The organism is Cyclobacterium sp. (genome assembly GCF_014762705.1).
Lineage (GTDB): Bacteria > Bacteroidota > Bacteroidia > Cytophagales > Cyclobacteriaceae > Cyclobacterium.
This window is the reverse complement of sequence record NZ_JABURL010000023.1, coordinates 102568-126762: the sequence shown is the minus strand read 5'-3', so window position 1 is coordinate 126762 and position 24195 is coordinate 102568. Positions and strand designations below refer to the sequence as shown.

Genomic DNA, 24195 nt, shown 5'->3' with positions numbered 1-24195 from the left:
TGTTAACGCAATTCTTCTTTTATAGCGGATAACAATGAAAATTCATCTTGGCTGTCTGCCTGAACATGCCAGACCATCACGCCTCCCAATCCTCTTGCTTTTGCCAGGGCGGTTTTTCGCTTGATGAGTTCCCGACTATTATAATACAATATCCCTCCATCCGGATAGACCACACTGTCCTGCAGGTATGCAGTGGGGAAAGCTTCTATAATCTGTTTGTACCATAAACCCCTGTGAGCGCCTGGTCCAAAACCATATCCAAAAAATGGCAAACCAAGGAGCAATTTATCCGCAGGTATTCCTCTTTGTACATGGTAATAATGAATATCCTCCTCTGCCATTTCATAGGGAGAATGCTGCCCTGGCAGGTCCAGATCCCATGGCCCGGTGGCGTCATAGGACATGATATTTATTTGGTCATAGAGAGCCAATACTTCATCTGGGACCTTATCACCATTCCAGGTGGCCAATGCTGCCGTCATTAATTTTTCGGAACGCTTCAGTTCTGTGGACAAAGCCTTAACAAAAGGGGCATAATTTTCATTGATCAGGTTATTTTCCAAATCCACATCTACGCCATCAAAATCATAAGTCAATACCAACTTCACAATCTCCTCCACCCAGTGGTTTCTTTTGTCAGGCTTTATCAAATCGGCCAGATACTCAGGGGGCCCACCACCTCCAATAGAAATAAAAATCCGAACGCCATGTTCCCTTGCCTTTTTTACTAACTTTTCATAAGCTTCATTTCCTTCAAAATTGCCCTGATGGTCCGGCTGAATAAAAGCCAGGTTGATATCAGTGTAAACAGACCAATCAACTTCTCTAAGCCCCTGCTCCCAGTCATCTTCACTATACAGGTAACCCAATACTTTGAAATCCGGATCAGAAACCATTACTTCCATAGGTGCAATGGAACAGGAAAAGAATCCGATAAATGTAATTATCAGGCGAATCATCATGTCGTGCGTATTGTTTGATGTAACAATTTAATGTTCATCCTTCAAATAACAATAATTCAGCAGGAAATTTTCTTTTTTACCAAACCAGGGAAGCGACCACTGGCAAATGATCTGAGGCATAGGTTTCTGGGATCACCCGGTGGTCCTTTACCGAAATCTCAGTGTCTGGTCTGTAAAATATAAAATCTATGGCCTTTTTGGGATCTATCACTGGAATGGTAGGTGGGCAATCTTCCTGACAAGTCCTGGTAAAATGACGGTCCAATTGATTAATGGCCTCTGATCCAATTACCGCATTGAAATCACCTCCCATGATAACCGGCAAGGTTTCCTTTTCAAAATAAGCGGTAATGTCCCTTGCCTGATTGGCCGCATTGGTATTGCTGCTAAAATCCAGGTGGGTAGAGGCAAATTTTAGTTTCTCTCCGTCAGGTAAGGTAACCTGCACTACAAGCATAGCCCTGGGTTCAGTATTCTCTGCTGAGGACAATTGTAATTTTTCTTTTTCCTCGATGGGAAACCGGGACAGAATGGCATTTCCATATTCACCTCCCTGGAAAGAAATAGATCTTTCAAAATAAAAATACATCCCGGTCATTTCGGCAAGCATTTTGGCCTGGTGCAGCCCGGAACCTGAGCGTTGGGTATACACATCCACTTCTTGCAAGGCCACTAAATCAGCCCCGCTATTTTTGATTACTTTGGCTATGGCCGGAAGATCTATAGAATCCGGAATAGATGGTGGGTTGGCATGGTGAATGTTATAAGCCAAAACTTTCACTTCACTTTGGCCAAATACGGGAGTAGAATGCCCGAAGATTGACAGGCAAAACAACAGGCAATACAGAAAATGACAGGAGACAAAAAAGATAATTTTCATAGGATAATGTGTTCAGAAATTTAATAAAATTTAAAGATAGGAAATCGGTTTTAAAATATAGTTTTTGTTTAGCTTTCAATTTACTTCCTAAAATAATACCCTTACAAGTACCTGCCCAAAAAATTTGTGCTACCTCATGATTTATCAATTTTATATTACAAATGGGCTCAGGCAATTTTAAGATTGCAAAATATTGAATCAAAAGGCAGCCCATATTAAGAATAAGACTTTCAGGCTAAACCATTTATCTGTTAAAAAATGAATTTTAAACATTATTTTTTGATTTTTACATATTGTTTTAGCTTTTTTAAAGTAATTCAAGGGAAAATTGCATGATTATTTTTAGGATATGGGTACTTTTTTAATTAAAATCAACCTCAATTTCACAGTTATAAATCAAAGATGAACAGCAGTGCTGCCCACATTCCGGAAAATGAAAGCGAAAGATTAAAAGCTTTATACGCCACCCAACTTCTGGATTCCCTACCTGAATCTTCCTTTGACAAATTAACAGAGTTAGCCGCAGAAATCTGCCAAACACCCATAGCTCTGGTTACCCTTGTGGATCAGGAAAGGCAGTGGTTCAAATCCAAAGTAGGTCTGGATATTTATGAAACCAAAAGGTCAGATTCATTTTGCCAGTATACCATTATGCAAGATGACGTTTTTTTGGTAGAAGACGCTTCAAAAGACCCGCGGTTCGAAAAAAACCCATACGTTAAAGGCGAAGAAAAATTCAGGTTTTATGCCGGATTCCCCATAAAATCTGAAACGGGTATGAATTTGGGCACCCTTTGTGTATTGGATAAAAAACCCAGAACACTGACGGACAAACAAGTAAAGGCTCTTAAAACCCTTTCTCTTGAAATAGAGACACTGATACAATTGAAGGTAGAGCGAATCAAACTTAAAAAGTTGAACCGCAAACTGGAAAAAGTTCTGACAAATGTTGGGGACCTGGTACTTCTGATTGATCATGATTTCGTGATCCGGGAATATTTCTCCATTAAAAACAACCATTTGATGTTTCCCTCTGAGGGTTTTTTGAATAAAACCATCAAAAATTCCGGATTATCTGAAAACCTTGTGGGATTGTTCGAAAGCATGCTCGAAGAGGTATTTTCAAAAGGGCAAAAACTTTACAATGAATATTCTCTTGATGTTCGCGGAAAAAGGGAGTGGTATGAATTTACTTGCGAACCCCTTTTCAAAGACAAAAAAGAGGTGTTATGTATTATTAACTTAATTAGTCCAAAAAAGCAGCAGGAATTAAAGATAAAAGATCAGGAAAAAGAGTTTAAAGAATTTTTTGAGCAGGCTCAGGGAATGATGTTCAAACATGATTTGCAGGGAAAAATCCTACAGGTTAGTAAGGAGGGTGCTGCCATGCTGGGATATACTTCAGAAGAGGTATTGGGCTTAAACATGAAAAACCTCATTGAAAGACCTGAATTATTTGAGCAATACCTTGCAGAAATACTCAAGGAAAAAAAATTCAACGGCAAAAGAAGGTTGGTATCAAAAAAAGGCACACCCATAACCTTTCATTTCAACAATGTGCTTTTTGAATCGCAAATTGGAGAATCCTATATTTTAGGCAATGGTCTGGACATGTCTGCGTATTATAAGGTTCATGATGAGCTGGAGGAAGCTGCCAGGGCCATCTCTGAAGAAAGGGCTTTGCTTCGCACCATTATAGATAACATTCCCACCAATATTTATGTAAAAAACACCCGATATGAAAAAACACTGGTAAATAAAGCTGAGCTGGACTATTTGGGATTCAAGGACGATAAAGAAGTTTTGGGATCTACGGATAAGATGCTCTTTACCGATGCGAGTGCCAAAGAAGCCCAGGAAGAAGACGAGTCTGTCATTTCTTCCGGCCAGATCATTATCAATAAGGAAGTAGTCCAGGAACAAAAAAACGGAAAGAAAAGATATTGTCTGATATCAAAAATACCTTTGAAAGACGATTCAGGCACAATTATGGGCATGGTCGGCCTTACCCATGATATCAGTGAAAGAAAAAAGGCAGAAATCGCCTTATTGGAAAAAAGCAGAAGACTCGATGCCATCATTAAGGGAACTCATGCAGGCACCTGGGAATGGAATATCAAAACAGATGAAATCATCATCAATGAGAGGTATGCAGGAATGCTAGGATATACCCCAGATGAGCTTTTGGAATTCACTTCCAAACAGTGGAATGAACTTTGCCACCCGGATGATTTCCTTCACCGGGAGCATCTACTGCAAAAACATTTTGACAAAAAAACTGACCATTATCAAAGTGAAATACGTCTACGGCACAAAACCGGCCACTGGGTTTGGATTCAGGATCGGGGCAAGGTTTTTACCTGGGATGCAAAAACCGGAAAACCTTCACTGATGTACGGAACACATCAGGACATCAGTTCCAGGAAAGAAATAGAAAACCAACTTAAAGAGGCAAAACATAGTGCTGAAAATGCCAACAAAGCAAAATCTGAATTCCTGGCCAACATGAGCCACGAAATACGCACTCCTTTGAACGGTGTCATAGGCTTCACTGACTTGCTGATGAAGACCCCCCTTTCAGACACCCAGTTGCAATACATGAATACAGTTTATCAATCCGCTCATTCCCTTTTGGATCTGATCAATGACATTCTTGATTTTTCTAAAATAGAAGCAGGCAAAATGGAACTGTCCATTGAGCGATCGGACCTTTATGAATTGGGCACACAGGTTGCAGATATTACTAAATATCAGGCCCATTCCAAAGGGCTGGAGCTACTGGTCAATCTTTCTCCCGCTTTACCTCGATTCATTTTCGCCGATGATGTTCGACTTAGGCAGATTTTAGTGAACTTACTGACCAACGCAATAAAATTTACGGAATTGGGAGAAGTAGAGCTAAAGGTTGAGATGAAGGATAAAGGCAACAGTGAAAGTTCTCCAACTTTGTTTAGGTTTTCTGTAAGGGATACAGGAATGGGAATACCTTATGAAAAGCAAAGAAAAATATTTGAAGCCTTCTCTCAGGAGGATGCCAGCACTACACGAAAGTTTGGGGGTACCGGGCTGGGACTGACCATATCCAATAAGTTATTGGAATTGATGGGCAGTCAATTGCAACTCGAAAGCGAGCCTGGAAAAGGAAGCCTTTTCTTTTTTGATATCCATCTCATGGCCGAAAAAGGGGAAGAAGAGCAGTGGCCTGATAATCACCATATAGAAGAGGTACTGGTAGTAGATGACAATGGCACCAACCGCAATCTGATTCGGGAAATCATGGAATCCAGGAATATATCCTGTCATCAAGCTCCTAACGGGATGGTAGCCTTACAACTTCTTGAGACGAAAAAAAATATTGACCTTGTATTTATGGATTTGCGCATGCCCTTTCTGGACGGTATCGAGGTAACAGAAAAAATCAGGAAATTAAGACACCCTAAATTGTCCGGTTTGCCAGTAGTTTTGCTCAGCAGCTCCAGTGATGATGCCTTGGATCGGGGTAAAATGGAAACTTTAAAAATCCAGCACCGCATTTTAAAACCAATAAAAATCCAGCAGATTGCGCAGGTGCTCAGGAAAATCACCCAATCTTCAGAAGGAGATGAAGTAATAATGGAAGAAGATCTTCAGGTACAGCAAAACCTTCTGGCCAACAAAAAACATGTTGTGCTGATCGCCGAGGACAATCCGATCAACATGAAACTATCCAAGATCATACTGTCTAAAATCAGTCCCACTATTCAAATCGTGGAAGCAGACAATGGGCTAAAGGCCTACGAATATGTCATCCGACAAAGGCCGGATTTGGTATTGATGGATGTGCAGATGCCTATTATGAACGGATATGAAACGGCCAAAGCCATACGGTCAGTCAAAAACGGCAAAGACCTCCCCATTATTGCACTTACAGCCGGCACCGTCAAAGGAGAAAAGGAGCGGTGCCTGGAAGCTGGTATGGATGACTACCTAAGCAAGCCACTCGTGCAAAATAGTCTAACCACCATGATTATGAAATGGCTGCTACCCGAACAGCAATCTGTTAAGGAAAAAAAACAAACGGAAGAATTTCAGGACTTCAGGAGCAAACATTTCGATAAAATCCATCTGCTTAGCCTGTTTGATGGTGAAAAAGCCATAGGAAGAGAACTGCTGAAAATTGCCAGATCCACTTTAGAGGAAAGCAGTGAGAAACTCAGAGAGGCACTTCAAAGTAAAGATGAAAAAATCCTGCTGGAAGTAGGTCACAAACTAAAAGGATCGGCAGCAACTGCCGGATTCTTTAGGTTACTTCCTTTAACAGATCAATTGGAAAAAAGAGCTGATTCAGGAAAGAATCAGGAACTTTTTGAATTGGGCCAACAGATAGAGAAGGAGTTGGATTACTTGCTGGAACATTATAGCGATTTCACGTTGTAACCAAAATCCGGCTAAGGTAAAAATACTGCTTTAAATCCTTTTAGGTAGGGCGAAAAGAGAACCGCCATTTTTTCTTACCTTTGGTGCTCTTAAAAAACAAACCACAAAAAAATCCAATTATGCCCGAGACCAAAATTTTCTCAGGTTCAAATACTCTCTATTTGGCCAAAAGCATTGCCAAAGCCTACGGCCAAACCCTCGGCGACCTGACCCTTGCCAAGTTTAGTGATGGAGAAATGTCTCCCAGTTATAACGAATCTATCAGAGGTTGCAATGTATTCCTCATTCAGTCTACAAACCCTTCAGCTGACAATCTCCTTGAACTTTGCCTCATGATCGATGCAGCCAAACGGGCAAGTGCCTATAAGGTTTGCGCAGTTATTCCCTATTTTGGATACGCCCGACAGGACCGCAAGGACCGTCCCAGGGTTAGCATTGCGGCCAAGTTAATTGCCAATATGCTAACTTCTGCAGGTGCTGACAGGATAATGACCTGCGATTTACACGCAGGGCAAATCCAGGGATTTTTTGATATTCCTTTGGATCATTTAAACGGTTCAGCTATATTTGTGCCCTATTTGAAAAGCCTGGATTTAGGCAACCTGATTTTTGCTTCACCTGATGTAGGCGGGGTAGGAAGAACCAGGGCTTATGCCAAACATTTTGAAGTAGATATGGTCGTCTGTGACAAGCACAGAAAGAGGGCCAATGAAGTGGCTTCCATGCAGGTGATCGGAGATGTAGATGGAAAAGATGTGGTTTTAATCGATGACCTGGTAGATACGGCCGGCACTATGTGTAAAGCTGCTAATATCCTTTTAGACAAAGGAGCCAATTCCGTTAGAGCCATCTCCACACACGGTGTACTTTCAGGGAATGCATACGAAAACATAGAAAATTCTCAGTTGTCGGAATTGGTCATTACAGATACTATTCCGGCTAAACAGGAGTCTTCAAAAATCAAAGTGCTTTCTGTGTCGGATTTATTCGCCCAGGCCATACATGCAGTCACGGGAAACACTTCAATCAGTTCATTATTTATTCAGTAATAATTTTAATTCTAACCAAATATATTCATGAAATCAATTGAGATTATAGGGTTTAAAAGAGCAAATCTCGACAAAAAATCCCTGGATGTCCTTCGGGATGAAGGCAATGTCCCCTGTGTAGTATATGGCCCCGGTATCAAAGAGCAGATACATTTTCATTCACCTGCAATTTTATTCAGGGACTTGATCTATACCCCGGAAGTTCACATGGTAGACCTAAACATTGAAGGCACTACCATAAAAGCCATCCTCAGAGAGGCGCAGTTTCACCCGGTGAGTGAGGTATTGCTACACGCCGATTTTTTGGCTTTCAGTAGTGATAAAGCCATCAAAATGGAAATACCCGTTAAACCATTCGGGAATTCTCCCGGTATCATCAAAGGTGGTAAATTGGAAATAAAAACCCGTACCCTTTTGGTTAAAGGTTTGGCCAATGACCTGCCCGATGAAATTCCAGTAGATATTTCTTCTCTTGAACTGGGTAAATCAGTGAAAGTAGCCGATCTGAATGTAGAAAAGTTTGAGTTGCTGAATAGTCCCAATGTGACCATCGCAACTGTTGGTATTCCAAGAGCATTGAGAGGCAAAAAAGGTGAAGAGGAAGAAGGAGAAGTTTAATCCTTTTATTCTTTGCAAAACATTCCCAATCCTGCCCTGTTTTTTCACAGAGCAGGATTTTTTCTTGCTAAACCATTTGGTATCGGAAAACATTTGGTACACTGTACAAATAAATCTTAGAGAAAAGCAATAGACTTAAAAAATGAAATACCTTATCGCAGGCCTGGGAAATATCGGACCGGAATATGAATTGACCCGCCACAATGTAGGCTTCCTGATATTGGATAGACTTGCGGACAAGGAAAAACTAAACTGGGAAAGTAACCGCCTGGCCTTCACTTCACTTTTAAAGCACAAGGGAAGGCAAATCCATTTTATAAAACCGACCACCTATATGAATCTCAGTGGCAAGGCGGTCAATTACTGGATGAAGGAATTGAAAATCCCCAAAGAAAATGTTTTGGTGGTGGTTGATGATATTGCCTTACCTTTTGGTAAATTGCGGATGAAGTCAAAAGGATCTGATGCAGGCCATAACGGATTGAAAAATATCGCCGAACTCACTGGAGGACAAAATTACGCCAGACTTAGATTTGGTATTGGCAACAATTTCTCCGCAGGTCGCCAAATTGATTATGTTCTGGGCAGGTGGTCTCAACAAGAGATAGATTTTTTGCCAGAAGCCATGGATAGGGCAACAGAGATGATTATTGCCTTTTGCACTATCGGGCTTGAAAAAACCATGAATAAATACAACCAATAAAGCATGCCTCACATCAATCTCGGGATACAGATAGTCCCAAAAAGCAAAACAATGGAAAGCTATCCCTTAGTAGACAAAGCCATTGCCGTCATTGCTGCTTCGGGTGTCAAATACGAAGTAACCCCTTTCGAAACAGTAATGGAAGGCCCTGAGGATCAATTGATGGCAATAGCCAAACAGGCTCAGGAAGCAGTACTTGCTGCAGGCGCTGATGAAATATTGGTTTATTACCGCATGCAGATTCGACCTGACAGTGACGTTAGTATGGAGGAAAAAACCAGTCCTCATCGATAAACTTTCCAGTTATGACCCGGCAAGCCAAGAAAAAGCCATGCATCAATCCATTAAAATGGATGGAGCGGCCGGTGTTGGTGTTTTTTTTGTTTTTATGCTACGCTGATCTATCTGGACAAAGTCTGCCCGTAAACTTTCCCTTGTATCAGGACTACCTGAGAAGACAACAAATTGCCGGGGAATTTCCTATTGAACATAGTTTTCAGCTTTTACCCCTGCAAGCCGAATTTAATGAAAAACTACCCATTTTAGCAGACAGCAACACCAACCTGGGATTTGCCAAACCCTTATTACCTGGAAAAAGCGGAATCCAGTTTCGTCTTTTGCCGCTGCTACTCAGCCAAAATTTCAATGCTGCTTACCCCTATGGTTGGGGAGAAGGTCCCGTACTGCCCGCAAGGGGCTTTCAGCATTTACTCGAAGTAGGTTTTCAGGCCAATTTTGGCCCTGTTAGCCTGCAGCTATACCCCCAATTTTTCCATGCACAAAACCTGCCATTCCAGGAATATGACACCTCCCTTCCCGAGATCTTTTTTATTCGGATAAGCAATTTTATCGGCCGGCTGGATATTCCGGTAAGACACGGCAACCGACCCATTCGCCGGTCTTTGCCGGGTAATTCTCATTTAAAAGTTAATTTCGGTGCTTTTGCAGCAGGAATATCTACGGAAAACCTCTGGTGGGGCCCGGGAATACAACAGGCTTTGCTAATCAGCGACAATGCAGAAGGCTTTCCCCATGCCACCATCCATACACGAAAGCCTGCCAGGACCGCCATAGGCCACTTTGAAGGTCAATATTTTATGGGCAAATTGGAAAATTCCCACTTACCCTACTATAGCGACAGCAGTTTTGAACGGTTTAGAACATTTCCGGATGATTGGCGCTATTTTACGGGAATTACACTAAACTATTCCCCAAAATGGGTGAATGGCTTATCCATTGGTGTGGGGAGAACTTTTATGATGTACAGCAGAAAACTGGCTGAAAATGGCTGGGCTGCCTGGTTTCCTGTTTTTGAAGGTCTGCAAAAAGAACGTGTCGGGCTGAATGCATCTAGAGCCCGTGAAACAGACCAGCACTTTTCTGCTTTTGGACGTTGGGTTTTACCAAAAGTGAAAATGGAAATTTATGGAGAATTTATCCGGACAGATCACGCCTTAAACTGGCGAGAACTGATACTCAACCCTGAACATGCACGGGGCTATACCCTGGGGTTCAGCAAAATAGTGCCCCTTCGGGAAAAAAAACAGGTTTTTATCAACCTCGAAATGACCCAAACCGAAAACAGTATCAACAACCTGGTAAAATACGAAGGCAGCAATTTTAATTTTAATCATGGTGGGCTGGGGCTTTACGAGAATTTTCAGGTGGTCCATGGCCTGACCCATAAAGGACAAATAATCGGATCCGGCCTTGGGCACAGCGGCAACAGTGCCAGCTTTACTGTCAGCAAGGTAAATGGCCTTAACACCTGGGGATTCTCCCTGGAACGGCTGTCCAGAGACAATAATTTCTATAATTTCAATCAGGCCAACGGGCTGGAGCTGCTTCCCTGGGTAGATTTAAGCCTGGGTGCCCATTGGGAAAAAAAAGTGGGGCATTTTCTTTTTTCAGGCAGGGCACGGCTAATTCGTTCTCACAATTACAATTATGGGATCAAGCAAAGCAACTCCCTGGGAGTCATTGGAGAGAAGCGGCTAAATTTTCATTCCAGAATCAATTTGGCCTACCTATTTTAAACTCAATTAGGTAATACCCTTGGATTTAAAAACAATTGGAATGGTGGGTGCTAATCCTTTCATCGTGAAAAATACGCAGGCTTTCACCCAGGAAAGCCTGCTTTTCAATGTTCATTCTGCCCAATAATCCACTACGGTTACATCCTTCATATGTGGACTTAACACTTCCACAAAAGCCTTATGGTCGGGGTGTGGCAGATAAATTTCCCGGTCTTCTTCACTTTCAAAGCTTACTAAAAAACAATGCGTCAATCCCTTATTCAAGCCCTCAGGACTATTATTTGTTCCCCATTCAAAGTCCCTGATCTGAGGTATTTTATCTTTTAAGGCGATAAATGCATCTTCCACCTTTTTGATATCTTCCTGACTGGAATCCTCCTTAAAGGACAACAGCACCACATGTCTCAACATGGCTTTCTCGGTTACATTTTGCTCCATTTCTATGACTTTTTCTTCTGTTTCATTAGATGTGTTTCCGGATTGACAGGCTGAAGCCAACAATACCAGTATGGCGATTGGAAAAAATTTGTTCATGGTTTTTTTATTTTGGTTATCAATTGAACGATTAATCAGTAAAATAAATGAAAAAAAATCATTTTAATGCAAACAACCATCTTAATTGTTCCTTTGGTGGCTGTCTATTTTTGAAAAACCTTGATGATTAGGTGAAATCTTGATTTTTTAAAGCTTGGCTTTCTTGTTTTAATTTAAGTCATATTCAATTTTTTATGCTACTTTTATAAAAAATTTATTTATTCTAGCCCAGTATTTGGATAAAAAACATTTGCCTTTTTATAGGTGGATGCGACCAAATTAAAATAGCAACTATTTTAAACAGCACTTAAGCGTCATAATTTTTATGGATAAGATCGGATTTACGTACATTGTGGACGATGACCCACTTTACAATTTTGGGACAAAAAAACTCCTGGAATTTACTTCCTTCACAGAGGAGGTATCTTTTTTTTTAAATGGTGAAGCCGCCTGGAAAGATTTCGAAAAAAGAAACAGCGAAGGAGCTTCGCTTCCTGATGTTATTCTCCTGGACATCAATATGCCCATCATGAATGGCTGGCAATTTCTGGATTTGATATCAGCTGCAAAATTTACGCATCCCGTAAAGATTTTTGTAATTTCATCTTCTATCAATAAAGATGAAATGGACAGGGCAAACACTTACGCTTTGGTAGTAGACTACATCACCAAACCGATGACACTTGATAAATTCAAAGACCTGAAAAAACGAATCCTTAGTTTGTAATTTTATTAAACAGGCATTCAACCAATTTAGCTGGCTTTTATTCCTGACCACCTGTTCTTTTCATGGCCTGGTAGACTTCTTCCAATATACTGGTTCGTATATTCAGGCGGTATATGTTTCTGTTTTCTCGTGTAGGATATACCCTATTGGACAGAAAAACGTAGACAATTTCATTTTCAGGATCTATCCAGGTATATGTTCCTGTAAAACCAGAATGGCCGAAACTACTGGCAGGTGCACTGGGAGCAGCATTCCCGTTGGGATCTCCAGGCTTATTGGGCCGGTCAAAACCCATACCCCTGTAATTTCCTGACGCACAATATACACAGCTGGAATAAGCGGATACGACCCCGGGAGCAATGAGCTGCTGTCGGGCATAACTTCCATCATAAAGGTAGAGGTGCATGAGTTTGGCCAAATCGTTGGCATTGCCAAACAATCCCGCATGTCCACTGATCCCGCCCAACATGGCTGCACCCTCATCATGAACCGTGGCATGTAACAATTGCTTTCTAAATGCGGTATCTACCTCTGTAGGAACAACCCGATTCAGCGGATAGTTTTTATAGGGATTAAAGGTCAGCGTACCAGCTCCCAGAGGCTTATAAAGATTTCGTTCCAGATAATCGTAAAAATCCTCTCCGGTAATGGCCTCCACCACCTTTGGCGCTAAAATAAAAGAAAGGTCACTATAAACATATCCTGGTTCTGGATTTAAAGGTGATTTGAGTATCTCTGAATAAATCTTCTGGTCGTATTTGCGATGGATGTACAAATTATTGGCAACTTTAACGGGAAACCTCCTTGAGGAGTCTGACTTCATGGTATACCATTTGAAACTGCCATTTTTCCTGACGGTGGACATCCAGAAAGGAATCCAGGACCTTAACCTGGCCTGGTGTGTCAATATATCAGTATATTTCAAATCCGCTTTATTTGTCCCTCTTGCAGGTGGATAATAGGTGCCCAGGGTCTGGTTTTCATCAAACTTACCCAGTCCTTTCAGGTGCATGAATGCTGCCAGGGAAGTGCTTATTTTGGTAATAGATGCCAGGTCATACAGGTCATCAGAGCTCACCTCCTGCAAAGAATCATAGGTATGATAGCCAAATGCCTTGTGGTAAAAAACCCTTCCTCCTTTAGCCAATAAGATCTGTCCCCCCGGAATAGCCTTCTCCCTGATAGCAAGCTGCATCAGGGAATCAATTCCTGTCAAATCTGCTGTGGAAATTCCCACTCCTTCGGGTTGGGTATAGGCCATTCGTAAACCTGCTGCTGTTTCCAACCCATCCCCTATTCCAAAAGCTCCATTGACGGTTACTGGCAATTTACCCCTGGCTCCTATGCCTCCGAAAATTAACTGAGCTGTCAGGTCCTGTGTCAATGGGGTTTCTTGATAGGCTGCGATCAGTCCGGATGCCCTTTCCAATCCGGGGATTTTATCCAGACTGTAAACGTTCCCAAAAACACTGACGACAACAGCCTGGTTTTTCATCAGTTCCCTCAGCAGAACGCTCATTTCGGGGCTGATCCCAAAATCATTGCCTCCCTCCCGGATTCCCAGACCATGTATTCCTACCAGAATCAGCTGAAAATCAGAAAGTTGTTGCTTCAATTTGTAAATGGCTTCCATGCCTCCATCCTGTGGAAAGGTGAAATGATCCATGGGAACATACCTTTCCAGACCCTTCTGGAAATCAGTGGTCTGACTGGTACCCAAAGAAAGCGATGCGATTTTGGTGTTCTCCAAACCCTTTACCGGTAAGATATTTTCATCATTTCGTAGCAATGTAAGCGATGCTTCGGTCAATTTCCTGCTGAGAAATTGTGCCTTAGGGCTATTCAAATCTGCAATCAGGTGATCTGTTTCTACCGGTTGAAAGCTGTCTAAGCCCAGCCATGCCTTAGCTTTGAGAACTTTAAGTACCCGCTGGTCTATTTCTTCCTGGCTGATCTCTCCCCGTTCCATGGCATTTTTTACTTCTCTAATGGTAGCAGGAACATTCATGGTATTCAATAGCATGTCATTACCTGCCAAAAGGGCTTTCACATCCACTACACCGGGGGAGTAAAAACCTGCCACAGCCTGCATGTTCAGGGCATCGGTAAAAACCAATCCCTCATAACCCATTTCCTCTTTCAGTAAATCAGTAACAATGGGTTTGGATAAGGTGGATGCCAATTCAGGCGTATCATCCAGTGCCGGAATATGCATATGGGCGACCATGATGCTGCCCAATCCCTGATCCATTAATTGCTGAAAAGGATACAATTCCGTTTCCTGCAATCTCTTTTTAGAAAAATGTAGTACCGGCAGGGAATAATGGGAGTCTGCATCAGTATCCCCATGTCCCGGGAAGTGTTTGGCAGAAGCCAATATCCCATGATCCTGCATGCCCTTCATGTATGCCAGTGATTTTCTGGCCACATTCTCCTTCTCCTCTCCAAAAGAACGAAAGCCTATCACCGGATTATTGGCATTGTTATTTACGTCTACCACAGGTGCGAAATTTACATGGATCCCAGACCTTTTGGCCTGTCGGGCTACCTCCTTTCCCATGTCATAAAGCAGGCCTTCATCCGAAATTCCTCCAAGAGCCATCTGGTAAGGATAACGTACCGTACTGTCGAGTCGCATTCGCAATCCCCACTCTCCATCCAGGCCTATCATCAAAGGTACTTTGGTTTCCTCCTGAAAGCGGTTGATCATCTTGGCCTGCCGGACAGGTCCGCCCTGAAAAAAAATGATGCCTCCCACCCCATATTTACGTACCAATCCGGATATGGAATCCACATGAACCTGATCCTTGTTGGAATAAGCAGGAATCATGATCAACTGGGCTATACGCTCTTCTGGACTGAGGGTGGCCAAAACTGAATCTGCCCATGGCTGATATTTTTCATCCAAAAAAGGAGGAGCCTGCTCTTGGGCCATAAGCAGTGAAACCGTTTGTAAAAAAAATGCCATTAAAAGTAGTATTCTTTTTATAAAAATTAGCTCACCTTTACCCTTAAAAACCGAAATGGGACAAGGAATTAACTCTTTTACGTTTAAATTTTTTATCATCATTACGAATACCGTCAAATTGACCGGAAAGATACCAATTTTGTTGCTTCCCGTTTAAATGATTTAAAGAAATTGCCTATCATTGGAAGTTAATTTTCACTTCAATAAGGAAAATATGAGTCCACTGTTGGTTTTTGGTGTCATCGCAGGATATTTTGCACTTTTACTACTGATCAGTTACCTGACTTCCCTGAAATCAGACAGCCTTACGTTCTACACCGGCAACAGGGAGTCTCCCTGGTTTTTGGTGGCCTTTGGCATGGTTGGCGCATCTCTATCAGGTGTTACCTTTATTTCAGTTCCTGGTGAAGTGGGCAATACCAATTGGGCCTACCTGCAATTCGTAATGGGCAACATGGTGGGTTATGCCTTGATTGCCCTGGTACTGATTCCGTTATTTTATAAACTGAACCTGATTTCCATTTACGAATACTTGAAAAGTAGGTTTGGCCAAAAAACCTACCTTTCAGGGGCAACGATTTTCCTTATTTCACAGACTATTGGCGCCTCCTTTCGCTTATTCCTTGCGGCTACCGTCTTACAGATTGCCTTTTTCGACGCTTTTGGTATACCCTTTTATGCCTCGGTTTTCACGACCATGGTCCTGATTTGGTTATATACCTATAAAAGTGGTATCAAAACCATTGTCTGGACAGACACGCTGCAGACCGCCTTCCTGCTATTAGCGGTTATTATAACCATAATCGTAATCGGCAACCAACTGGGGAAAAGTGGAGGTGAAATTCTTTCCATCATCGGAGAAAGCGACCTGTCCAAAATCTTTGTCTGGGAAGGCAATACCAGTCAGAACTTTTTCAAAATGTTTGCCGGAGGGGTATTTATTACCATTGCCATGAACGGACTTGACCAAAATGTGATGCAAAAAAACCTTACTTGCCGAAATAAGGGGGAGGCCCAGAAAAATATCTTTTGGTTTGCTATCAGCTTTTTTCTTTCCAACCTGCTTTTCCTGGCCCTGGGCATTTTGCTTTACCACTACGCAGGTGTAAATGGTCTGGCACTACCTGAAGCCACTGACGAGCTTTTCCCTACTCTGGCACTGAATCATTTTGGTACCCTGGCAGGAGTGGTCTTTTTATTGGGTATAACGGCAGCAGCCTTTTCAAGTGCAGATTCTGCTTTGACCGCACTGACCACTTCCTTTTGTATAGATATCGTAAACCTTCCAGCCAAAAATAATATCAACCAGGACCAAACCAGAAGGTGGATACATATCGGCTTTACCTTTTTGGTATTCCTTACCATCGTGGTTTTCAATGAAGTCAATGACAGAAGTGTGGTAAGTGCGGTATTCAAAGCTGCAGGCTTTACCTATGGACCATTACTGGGGCTCTTTGCTTTCGGCCTGACCAATAACCTGAATATCAGGGATCGTTGGGTGCCTTACATTTGCCTGCTCAGTCCAGCACTTTCATTTGTGATCGATTGGAACGCCGCCTCCTGGTTCAATGGTTTTCAGTTCGGTTTTGAAATCCTTTTGGTCAATGCTGCCATCACCTATCTGGGCTTATTAATTGTTTCCAAAAATCCCCGGTCAGCGCATCAGTGAAAATGGCAACATAAACAAAGCAAATATCATAGATAAGGTAAGGGTGACTCCGAAGCCCAAAAGCCGAAATGGGAGCAGGATCAGCCAGATTAGTGGGTATAGGAATAACAACAAAATGGCGATGGGCCAGCAAAGAACAAAGAGAATGGCCCAAAGCACCAGTCCGGTAAATGCGCTCATGATTTGAATTTTAATGGTGGTATTGACTTTATCTGATCCAATTGAATGCCAGGAATTCGAAACGCTCTTTTTGCAATCCCAGAGTTGTTTTAAATAGAACTACCCCTTTTTAGGGTCCGGTATCGAACGGTATTTTGTCCGAAAGACCGCATTTCAGATTTCTGAATAAAGATATAAAATTGATGCCTCCTGCAAACCAATTTTAGAACAAAAGTGCTTTGAAATGGGACAGGTAAAGAGACTGTAAATAGGCCCGGTCTTCACCTCTTAACTTCACCGTGCCTGTGGTATTCTGAATGGCTTGCTCGGGGGTTCTGATTCCAGGTATCACAGTGGATACCCCCTCAAAACCAAGCACAAAACTCAAGGCCAACTGTCCCGGGCTGATCCCATATTTTTCTGCCAGCGGCCATACCTGATCCAGTACATCCAAATATTTTCCCAACAAATCAGGGGGGAGCCTGAACCTTCGGTGGTCGTCCTCAGAAAAACGGGTTGCTTTAGTAAATTTCCCGGTAAGCAAGCCAAATTGAAAAGGCATTCTGGCAATCACCCCATAAGCTGACCGGGCAGAATTTGCCACAACGGGCAAAGCTTCCTGGTTTAAAATATTCAGCACCAGTTGAAAGCCCTGGCCCAAACCCTTTCCAAGCAGATAAGCCGCTTCGGGTTGGGGGTCAAAAGTATTCAGAGAAACTCCCCAATGGCGTATTTTACCTTCCGTTTTTAATTGTTCCAATGCTTCAATGCACTCAGCATTCTCCAAATCAGCTACTTTAGCAGTATGCAATTGGTAAAAATCGATGGTCTCCCTTCTGAGCCGCTTTAAGCTGCCCTCGCAAGAGGCTAAAATGTGCTTTTTGGAATAATCCATGTATATATTGCCATTACCATCTATCCGGTGCCCCACCTTGGAGGCCAAAACTACTTCCGGGTCATTGGAAAACACCTTACCTATCAGTTCCTCTGAATGCCCCAGTCCATAAAAGTCAGCCGTGTCAAAAAAATTGATACCCCTGTCCCTTGCGGTTTGCAATGCTTTTATAGAACTGGCATCATCTACTTGTCCCCAGCCTATTGGGATATCTCCCGCCATGGCCGGACCTCCAATAGCCCAGGTTCCAAAGCCTATTTCACTTACACTCAAGTCAGTTTCTCCAAATTTTCTGTAATTCATGGTAAATGTTTTTGAGGAATAAGAAGTTGATTAGGAAGCTGGAAATACGATAACATTTTAATATTTCAATAAAAATTTAATAAACCAAATGTTTTAATGCTAAAAACTAAATCGAATTACAATAACCTTTTCTAAATAAACAGGATAAGGCTATTTGGCACTTTTTCATAAACACAAAAAGGGAAAACTAAATTTAACTTATTTTCGTAAAAAAAGGAAACTCAAAAACTCTATGAAAAAACACTTTACGCTCCCACTTCTACTGATTCTGTTGATTTTCAGTTCCTGTCAAAATGAGGAGGATACATTACCGCCCTTTCCTTCAACAGTATTGGGTACCTGGGAAATGGTAGGTTTTAATGATTACCTTAAACTGGACTATGTTACCTCTTTTCAATTCAATGCTGACGGAACTTATACTTACAGCTCCACCCTGCGAGAGAAAGACAGTGACCTTGACTTAGGGTTCAATTTCCTGGAAAGGGGAACTTTTACTGCAGGTTCTGAAGAAAATCTGATCAGATTGGCACGCACCGATTTCCTTCACAAGCCTTATGGCGCAGAAAAACAATTCTATTCCAAAGAAGAACTCGACAAGGGCTTTGTAGAACCAAACAGTGGATATCCACTGCGGTTCGAAATTCGGGATAATGGCAATACTTTCTTTATCCCCGGGGGCATAGAAGGTGGGGATGTGATTGTACCGGATAAATTCTTTGAGCGGAGAAAATAAGGTGTTTCATTACCTGGATTCTCCTCAAGCCAGGAAACATGGATCCTGCCTATTTATTCGGTCAGGATCCATTTTTTTGAAAAAAATTTTATTTTTATAGTAAACATTTACAATCTCCATCATGGTAACCATCAAAAAACTTTCTCACTCGGATGCCGGTGATTTTAAGACCCTTATTCAAAACTTTAAAGAGGTCTTCGAAATGGGGAATTTTCAATTGCCCTCTTTAGATTACCTTAAAAAAATATTGCAAAAACCAGGATTCATGGTTTTTGTGGCAGAATGGGAAGGGAAGATCATCGGGGGGCTGACGGCTTACACACTGGATAAATACTATTCCGAAAAACAGCAAGGCTATGTGTATGACCTTGCCGTTTCGGTTGGGCACCAAAGAAAAGGGGTAGGAAGAAAATTAATGTATGCCGTTTTGGATTTTTGTAAAGCTGCCGGATATGATGAAGTGTTTGTTCAGGCCGAAACGATAGACAAATATGCGCTGGATTTTTACCGGTCCACTCCGGTCACTTCGGAGGAAGATGTGCGGCACTTTACTTATGTTTTGTAAAACCATGGCCAAGCTACAGTACCCTTCCCCCTTTAGCGCAACCGAATAATACCTTGCAAAATCTGATTTCACCGATCAAAATAATGCCAAAAACCAAGATAAAGCCTTATGCTGAAGCTGGGATAAAAGCACAGCGATACTGCGAGGAAAACGGCTTTTATCCTGGCAAAAAGTAGTCTTTCAACATGTCTCGGGTAAAGGCCACACACAAATGCTCAAAGGTTTATGGGTTTTCAGCGAGCATTAAAACCCAATCCCTACCCGAAATCCCGGACTGACCTGCTTGAAAAAGCCATTGAAATACAGCTGAGGACTGACACTGATATTTTTGCCTATCTCCCAGTTCACCCCCAGTCGCAAGGTGTTGGGCTTAAATATATCACCGGATCGTTTAGTCAACATGCCAAATTCCACACCCAGCCAATTGGGTTTGTCCCGTTGATTGGAAAAATTCCTGCGGTAACCGATATTGGTAAAATTATTGGTCACCAGGGATCTGTCCACATCAAAGGAAAAGAGCAGGTTATTGGAAATGTAGAATTGGTCTTTTAGGATGCCTTTTTGATTCAGGTGCAGGCCAATCTCCCCGGAGATATCGGTAAGCAAGCGGTTTTGAAATACATTGGCTCCAACCCCAGCTTTAAGGCTCAGCATGTCCATATAACCGGTAAAACGGTCTTGCGTTAACTTGAGACCCCTGGAGGAGGTATCCTGCTGGTATTCCAGGCTGCGTAAAAACCGGTGTTTGACTGGTAATTCTTTGCTGATGGATTCCCCAATGAAGGAAAGGTCTGCTTTCAACAGCTCCTTTATATCATTGAAGCTGATAATGACCTCCGTGCCACTGTCCGCATCATGAATGTTCACCTGGTTTAGAAATTTTTCTTCCAGGCCTTGCTCCCTGGAAATTTGGTAGCTTTTTATCCTGGTGTTTTCTTGAATTTCGATTTTTTCCCGGTGCCAATAGTCAATCACAAAGGGTTTTCCCGCAGGCAGGTCTACCTGGATTTCCTGCAGGTCGGCCTGAAAAGCATCCAGCACTTTGTTCAGGGTTTCATTTTGTTGCAGCTTGTGGTAGTCCCTGGTGAGTATTAATAGGTCTACATTTTCATCCCCTTTATAATGTATGCTGTCTCTCAACAATTCGGCATCCTGGGCCAAAGCGGTATGGAAAAAGAGTACCGAAAGCATGGTGATCAGGTAATATTTTGTTTTTTTCATGGTGATTATGGTTAGACAATGTCGATTTATAGTTTGATATGTAAAGCCAGAGACTCGTTTTTGGCTGGTAAATGGGCTTTGTTTCCCAACCTAATCTTTAATTTATTTTTTGGTCGATTATCTCTGGTTTCTTCAGCTACTAATTCCTTTGAAACCGGAGAAGTTGGCACTGCACTGCTCATATCCAGCAATGGGAAGCTTATATCCGGAACAGGAATTTCAGCTGGCAGTTGGGATTTACTTGCAACAGGCTCTGGTCTTGCTTTAGTTATCAAATGCTGTGTTTCAGCATCTTTGGCCCTATGCTCCTGCTGCTTCGCTAGTTCTTGTTTAAGGTTCACCGGGGCAGTTGCTTGTCCTTGCTCCTGAAAACAGGTGGGCAATTCCTCTCGCAGGGCTTTTTTTGCTGCAATGGCTTTTTGCAGTTTAAGCGAATCAATTTGAGCTGCCATGGTATTCAATTGCTGCTTCTGTTTTTGGAGTTGAAGAAAAAGTAGGCCACAACCCAGTAAAAGCAAAAAAGACGCTGCCAGAGCGGAAATCAAACCCCAGGGAATGTGGCGTTTTTCCCTTTTGATATTTAACCAGACCCTTTCCTTGGCCTCCAAAGCATGAACTTCATCTATTGTGGCTTTATGCCGCATCTCTTTCCTAATCCTTTGATCTATTTCCCGTTGTGACATGGCATGGTGTTTTTTAGTTTTTGTATCATGTAATTTCTTGCCTTGCTGAGTTGTGACTTGGAGGTGTTTTCACTGATTTGGAGCATATCTGCGATCTCCTTGTGGGAATAGCCTTCAATCGCAAAGAGATTGAACACCGTGCGATAACCTTTTGGCATATCATCCAGGACCCTGGCAACTTCTTCCAGGTCCAGTACATCAATTGGTGCAGGTAAAGCGGCACTTTTCATCAAAAGGGATTCGTCTTCCTGGAAAATGACCTGCTTTTTATTTTCCAAAAAGCGCAATGCTTCATGGATCACGATGGTGGTAACCCATTTTAAAAGGCTGCCTTCCCCCCGGTATTCTAACTGTTGGATACGGCGAAATATCCTGGTGTAGGCCATAGATAGCACGTCTTCTGTATCATGGTGATTGCCCAGATACCTCATGGCTATCCGGTAGGTCCTCAGATAGTATTTGTCAAAGAGTGATCTTTGGGCGACAGGATCTTTTTTCAAACAACCAGATATGATTTGCAGCTCTTCCAAAATGATGCTTTGTGGTTTCAAAAGTTGGAACCCGATAAGTTAGGCAGGCGTTGCCTGATGAGAAATTTTACTTTGTGAAAAGATGTTAAGGCGGAAAAAGAAAATTACCCGAAGAAAAAACCAAAAAATTACTCCCTGCCTCAACAGACGGACCAAATCCCTCGTCTCATTGATATAAACCAAAAAATTTACCCATGAAAACAACCGTATTTACTTTTGTGTTAGGCTTGGTACTTTTCTCCTGTATGGAAAATGAAGATCTATCCGCCCTTAGCTCAGGCCCTGTACCTGTAGGAAATTGGAGTAATCTGGAGTATCAGGAAAATGGCATCACCATGGAAAAGGTAAATCAACTTCAGGAAAACACCTATGGTTACCGATTTCTCAGCAATGGAAAATTGATCCATCGGGCCAACAGCGGCTGGTGCGGCACCCCTCCGATCGTAACTAGTGATTTTGAGGGAGCCTGGGAAAAAGCGGGTGATATCATAACGCTAACTGCTGCGTTTTGGGGAGGAACGCAGGTTCAGAAATGGAAGATAACCGGCAGCTCCGGAAATAGCCTTCAGGTTGAAGTGATCAGTTCTGAGATGCAATTGGAGGAATAGATAGTAGTTACAAAACACTATCCTATAGGGTAAATCCTAGGGTAACAATTCGTTTTTTTTGCCTTCCCCGGGAAAAAGCTAAACCTCGGCTATTTGCTGCTCTAAGATAGTCAGAGGCCGGCCTGATCTCCAGGTGCAGCCCTGCATTCAGCAGAATTAAGGAAAAAAAAAGCTATATCGCTCTCTCCCGATTGGGCCGAGATCGATATAGCTTCAATTTTATTTTATTTAACAATCAGCTCCGATATACCCACAATTCTGTTGATACCCTCCACTGGTTCTGTCGATTTGCTCCAGCGGTATTGGTCTGAAAATGTGGTAATCCTGTATGTTATTTCTGCCTTCCGGGTTGTGGGCCCTTACCCTTTCTACCAGTTTTCCTGTCCTGGCGAGGTCAAACCAACGGTGACCTTCTCCAACCAACTCTCTCCCCCTTTCATCCAAAAGGAAATCCAGTGTCGCTTCACCTGCCTCAATTTCGATTGCTGATTCCATCCCAGGCCAAGCCCCCCTCCTTCTTATGCTATTGATATCTTCTGCCGCACCTTCCTGGTCTCCCAGCATGATACGGGCTTCTGCCCTGATCAAATAGGCGTCGGCCAAACGCATCAGAGGATGATCCCTTTGTCCCGGAGGATGTTGCCTATTTGGTCGGGTGGGATCTATCCATTTGTTCAAGGTAGGGTACCATCTTTCATCATATTGACTATTGGTGATCACCAGGTAGGGAGTTCTTCCGATCCTATCCTCCGTCCAGAGTTCATCTTTGCCGGGACCTGGAATAAAAACTGCCGTATCACCGATACTGTACTTTTTGGTACCCACCAGGTTTGGGGCTACATAGCCCTGATTGGCCTCCTCTTCTGTCCATTCAGGAATACTACTTTCAGTATTAGATATCCAGGCATGTTTATAGGTTTTGTCATAACGAGCATCCATTTCCCGGTCCCAGAGACCAAGAAGGAAGTTGGTAGGCCGAAACCTTATCCAGGGCCTTCCATTTTCTGTATCCCTGGCCATTCCCGGTAAGATATCGTATTCCATCAGGAAATATAAATGGCCACTATGGCCACGCGTATCCAATCCTTCATCCACTTGATTTTTATTATTTTGAATGGAAAAAATGATCTCGCTATTCCGTTCATTGTTTATATCCCAGAGGTTTGCGAAATCAGGTAACAAATTGAAATTATAATTGTTGATGACATTCCCCATTAATCTTTCTGCCTCCTGAGCATCTGCATTGCCCTGTCCATAGGATTGGTAGGCCCTGGTCATCATCACCTTTGCCAGGAGAAATTCTGCTGCAGGTTTGCTGGCACGGCCATAATCATTTTGAGCATCCGGTAAATTGGAAATGGCAAATTCCAGGTCCGGAATTATGGCTTCACTGTAAATTTGCCCTGCAGGTGTTCTGTTGGCCTCAATTTCTACGCCCACTGTTTCCTCCAAAGAAAGGTGAACGTCTCCAAAAAAACGTACCAGATTAAAGTAGAAAAGGGCTCTCAAAAAACGTACTTCGGCAATTCTTGCAGTTTTTATGGCCTCAGAAACTCCATTTACGTTTTCTGACCGGTTGATGACAGCATTCGCCTGGTTGATTCCCCTGTAGAAATCCCTCCATGTGTCTCTAACAAAACCTTGTGCCGGACTGAAAGCTCCATCATAAAAATTGATCATTTTATGACTTCCTCCCCTACCATTCGTATGCAGATCCGTCCCAAAAACGGTCATGGTAAAACCCCGCTCCCAACCATAAAAGCTTTTGGTCTCTGCATATGTCGCAGCAACTGCAGCCTCAAACCCGCTGGCGGTGGTATAATAAGTACCCGCTGATACCCCTGAAATGAGATCTTCCTCCAGATAATTCTCACAGGAGGTGCTAAATATTCCTGACAACAGGACAATAATAATAATCCATTTATTATTCATGATT

21 protein-coding genes are annotated in these 24195 nt (G+C 42.5%); 11 read left to right on the top strand and 10 right to left on the bottom strand.

The genetic code is table 11. The annotated features are described in order from the left end of the window. Window positions 1-2: 2 nt before the first annotated feature. Entirely contained in the window at window positions 3-962 is a 960-nt protein-coding gene (locus tag HUJ21_RS03590; protein ID WP_291367378.1) for a glycosyl hydrolase family 18 protein, read from the bottom strand. A gap of 76 nt (window positions 963-1038) precedes the next feature. After that, entirely contained in the window at window positions 1039-1842 is an 804-nt protein-coding gene (locus HUJ21_RS03585; protein WP_291367376.1) for an endonuclease/exonuclease/phosphatase family protein, read from the bottom strand. A gap of 402 nt (window positions 1843-2244) precedes the next feature. Between HUJ21_RS03585 and HUJ21_RS03580 the strand changes: the two genes are divergently transcribed. From HUJ21_RS03580 to HUJ21_RS03555, 6 genes are all read left to right on the top strand, one after another. Then, a complete protein-coding gene (locus HUJ21_RS03580; protein ID WP_291367374.1) occupies window positions 2245-6258 on the top strand; it encodes a response regulator in 4014 nt (1337 codons plus the stop codon). A gap of 119 nt (window positions 6259-6377) precedes the next feature. Continuing rightward, window positions 6378-7307 carry a ribose-phosphate pyrophosphokinase gene (locus HUJ21_RS03575; RefSeq protein ID WP_291367372.1) on the top strand — a complete coding sequence of 310 codons (930 nt, stop codon included), beginning with the start codon at window positions 6378-6380 and terminating at the stop codon, window positions 7305-7307. Between the two features lie 27 nt (window positions 7308-7334). Beyond that, window positions 7335-7925 (top strand): 50S ribosomal protein L25/general stress protein Ctc, encoded by a 591-nt coding sequence (locus tag HUJ21_RS03570; RefSeq protein WP_291367370.1) that lies wholly within the window; start codon window positions 7335-7337, stop codon window positions 7923-7925. Between the two features lie 142 nt (window positions 7926-8067). Then, window positions 8068-8628: an aminoacyl-tRNA hydrolase gene (pth, locus tag HUJ21_RS03565; protein WP_291367368.1), complete on the top strand. Its 561-nt coding sequence runs from the start codon at window positions 8068-8070 to the stop codon at window positions 8626-8628. 3 nt (window positions 8629-8631) lie between these two features. Further along, a complete protein-coding gene (locus HUJ21_RS03560) occupies window positions 8632-8922 on the top strand; it encodes a thiamine-binding protein (protein ID WP_291367366.1) in 291 nt (96 codons plus the stop codon). 11 nt (window positions 8923-8933) lie between these two features. Next, window positions 8934-10664: a capsule assembly Wzi family protein gene (locus HUJ21_RS03555; RefSeq protein ID WP_291367364.1), complete on the top strand. Its 1731-nt coding sequence runs from the start codon at window positions 8934-8936 to the stop codon at window positions 10662-10664. Window positions 10665-10775: 111 nt separating this feature from the next. Here HUJ21_RS03555 and HUJ21_RS03550 read toward each other — a convergent pair whose 3' ends face one another. After that, entirely contained in the window at window positions 10776-11198 is a 423-nt protein-coding gene (locus tag HUJ21_RS03550; RefSeq protein ID WP_291367362.1) for a Dabb family protein, read from the bottom strand. Window positions 11199-11523: 325 nt separating this feature from the next. Between HUJ21_RS03550 and HUJ21_RS03545 the strand changes: the two genes are divergently transcribed. Beyond that, a complete protein-coding gene (locus HUJ21_RS03545; protein ID WP_291367360.1) occupies window positions 11524-11925 on the top strand; it encodes a response regulator in 402 nt (133 codons plus the stop codon). Window positions 11926-11962: 37 nt separating this feature from the next. Here HUJ21_RS03545 and HUJ21_RS03540 read toward each other — a convergent pair whose 3' ends face one another. Next, complete coding sequence (locus HUJ21_RS03540; RefSeq protein WP_291367358.1) at window positions 11963-14893, bottom strand: glycoside hydrolase family 3 N-terminal domain-containing protein; 2931 nt, start codon at window positions 14891-14893, stop codon at window positions 11963-11965. 214 nt (window positions 14894-15107) lie between these two features. Here HUJ21_RS03540 and HUJ21_RS03535 point away from each other — a divergent pair, with 214 nt between their 5' ends. Next, on the top strand, window positions 15108-16562 hold the full coding sequence (locus HUJ21_RS03535; protein ID WP_291367356.1) for a sodium:solute symporter: 1455 nt from the start codon (window positions 15108-15110) through the stop codon (window positions 16560-16562). Here the strand turns inward: HUJ21_RS03535 and HUJ21_RS03530 are convergent. Further along, window positions 16548-16742, bottom strand: a complete 195-nt coding sequence (locus tag HUJ21_RS03530; RefSeq protein ID WP_163382045.1) for a hypothetical protein — start codon at window positions 16740-16742, stop codon at window positions 16548-16550. The two genes, HUJ21_RS03535 and HUJ21_RS03530, sit on opposite strands and share 15 nt — an antisense overlap. Before the next feature lie 202 nt (window positions 16743-16944). Next, window positions 16945-17919, bottom strand: a complete 975-nt coding sequence (locus tag HUJ21_RS03525) for an aldo/keto reductase (protein ID WP_291367353.1) — start codon at window positions 17917-17919, stop codon at window positions 16945-16947. 232 nt (window positions 17920-18151) lie between these two features. Here HUJ21_RS03525 and HUJ21_RS03520 point away from each other — a divergent pair, with 232 nt between their 5' ends. After that, window positions 18152-18652: a hypothetical protein gene (locus HUJ21_RS03520; RefSeq protein WP_291367351.1), complete on the top strand. Its 501-nt coding sequence runs from the start codon at window positions 18152-18154 to the stop codon at window positions 18650-18652. A 121-nt stretch (window positions 18653-18773) separates the two neighbouring features. Beyond that, window positions 18774-19217, top strand: coding sequence for a GNAT family N-acetyltransferase (locus tag HUJ21_RS03515; protein ID WP_291367349.1), 444 nt, complete (start codon window positions 18774-18776; stop codon window positions 19215-19217). Window positions 19218-19460: 243 nt separating this feature from the next. On the opposite strand, the gene HUJ21_RS03510 is transcribed toward HUJ21_RS03515, so the two are convergent. From HUJ21_RS03510 to HUJ21_RS03500, 3 genes are read right to left on the bottom strand one after another with little or no spacing between them, the layout of a single operon-like run. Further along, window positions 19461-20438 (bottom strand): hypothetical protein, encoded by a 978-nt coding sequence (locus HUJ21_RS03510; protein ID WP_291367347.1) that lies wholly within the window; start codon window positions 20436-20438, stop codon window positions 19461-19463. A 26-nt stretch (window positions 20439-20464) separates the two neighbouring features. Next, window positions 20465-21121, bottom strand: coding sequence for a hypothetical protein (locus HUJ21_RS03505; RefSeq protein ID WP_291367345.1), 657 nt, complete (start codon window positions 21119-21121; stop codon window positions 20465-20467). Then, window positions 21103-21621: a sigma-70 family RNA polymerase sigma factor gene (locus HUJ21_RS03500; protein WP_291367344.1), complete on the bottom strand. Its 519-nt coding sequence runs from the start codon at window positions 21619-21621 to the stop codon at window positions 21103-21105. The genes HUJ21_RS03505 and HUJ21_RS03500 overlap by 19 nt, the downstream gene beginning before the upstream one ends. A gap of 224 nt (window positions 21622-21845) precedes the next feature. Between HUJ21_RS03500 and HUJ21_RS03495 the strand changes: the two genes are divergently transcribed. After that, window positions 21846-22259 (top strand): hypothetical protein, encoded by a 414-nt coding sequence (locus HUJ21_RS03495; protein ID WP_291367342.1) that lies wholly within the window; start codon window positions 21846-21848, stop codon window positions 22257-22259. Window positions 22260-22487: 228 nt separating this feature from the next. Here the strand turns inward: HUJ21_RS03495 and HUJ21_RS03490 are convergent, their stop codons facing one another. Then, window positions 22488-24191, bottom strand: a complete 1704-nt coding sequence (locus tag HUJ21_RS03490) for a RagB/SusD family nutrient uptake outer membrane protein (RefSeq protein ID WP_291367340.1) — start codon at window positions 24189-24191, stop codon at window positions 22488-22490. Window positions 24192-24195: the final 4 nt, after the last annotated feature.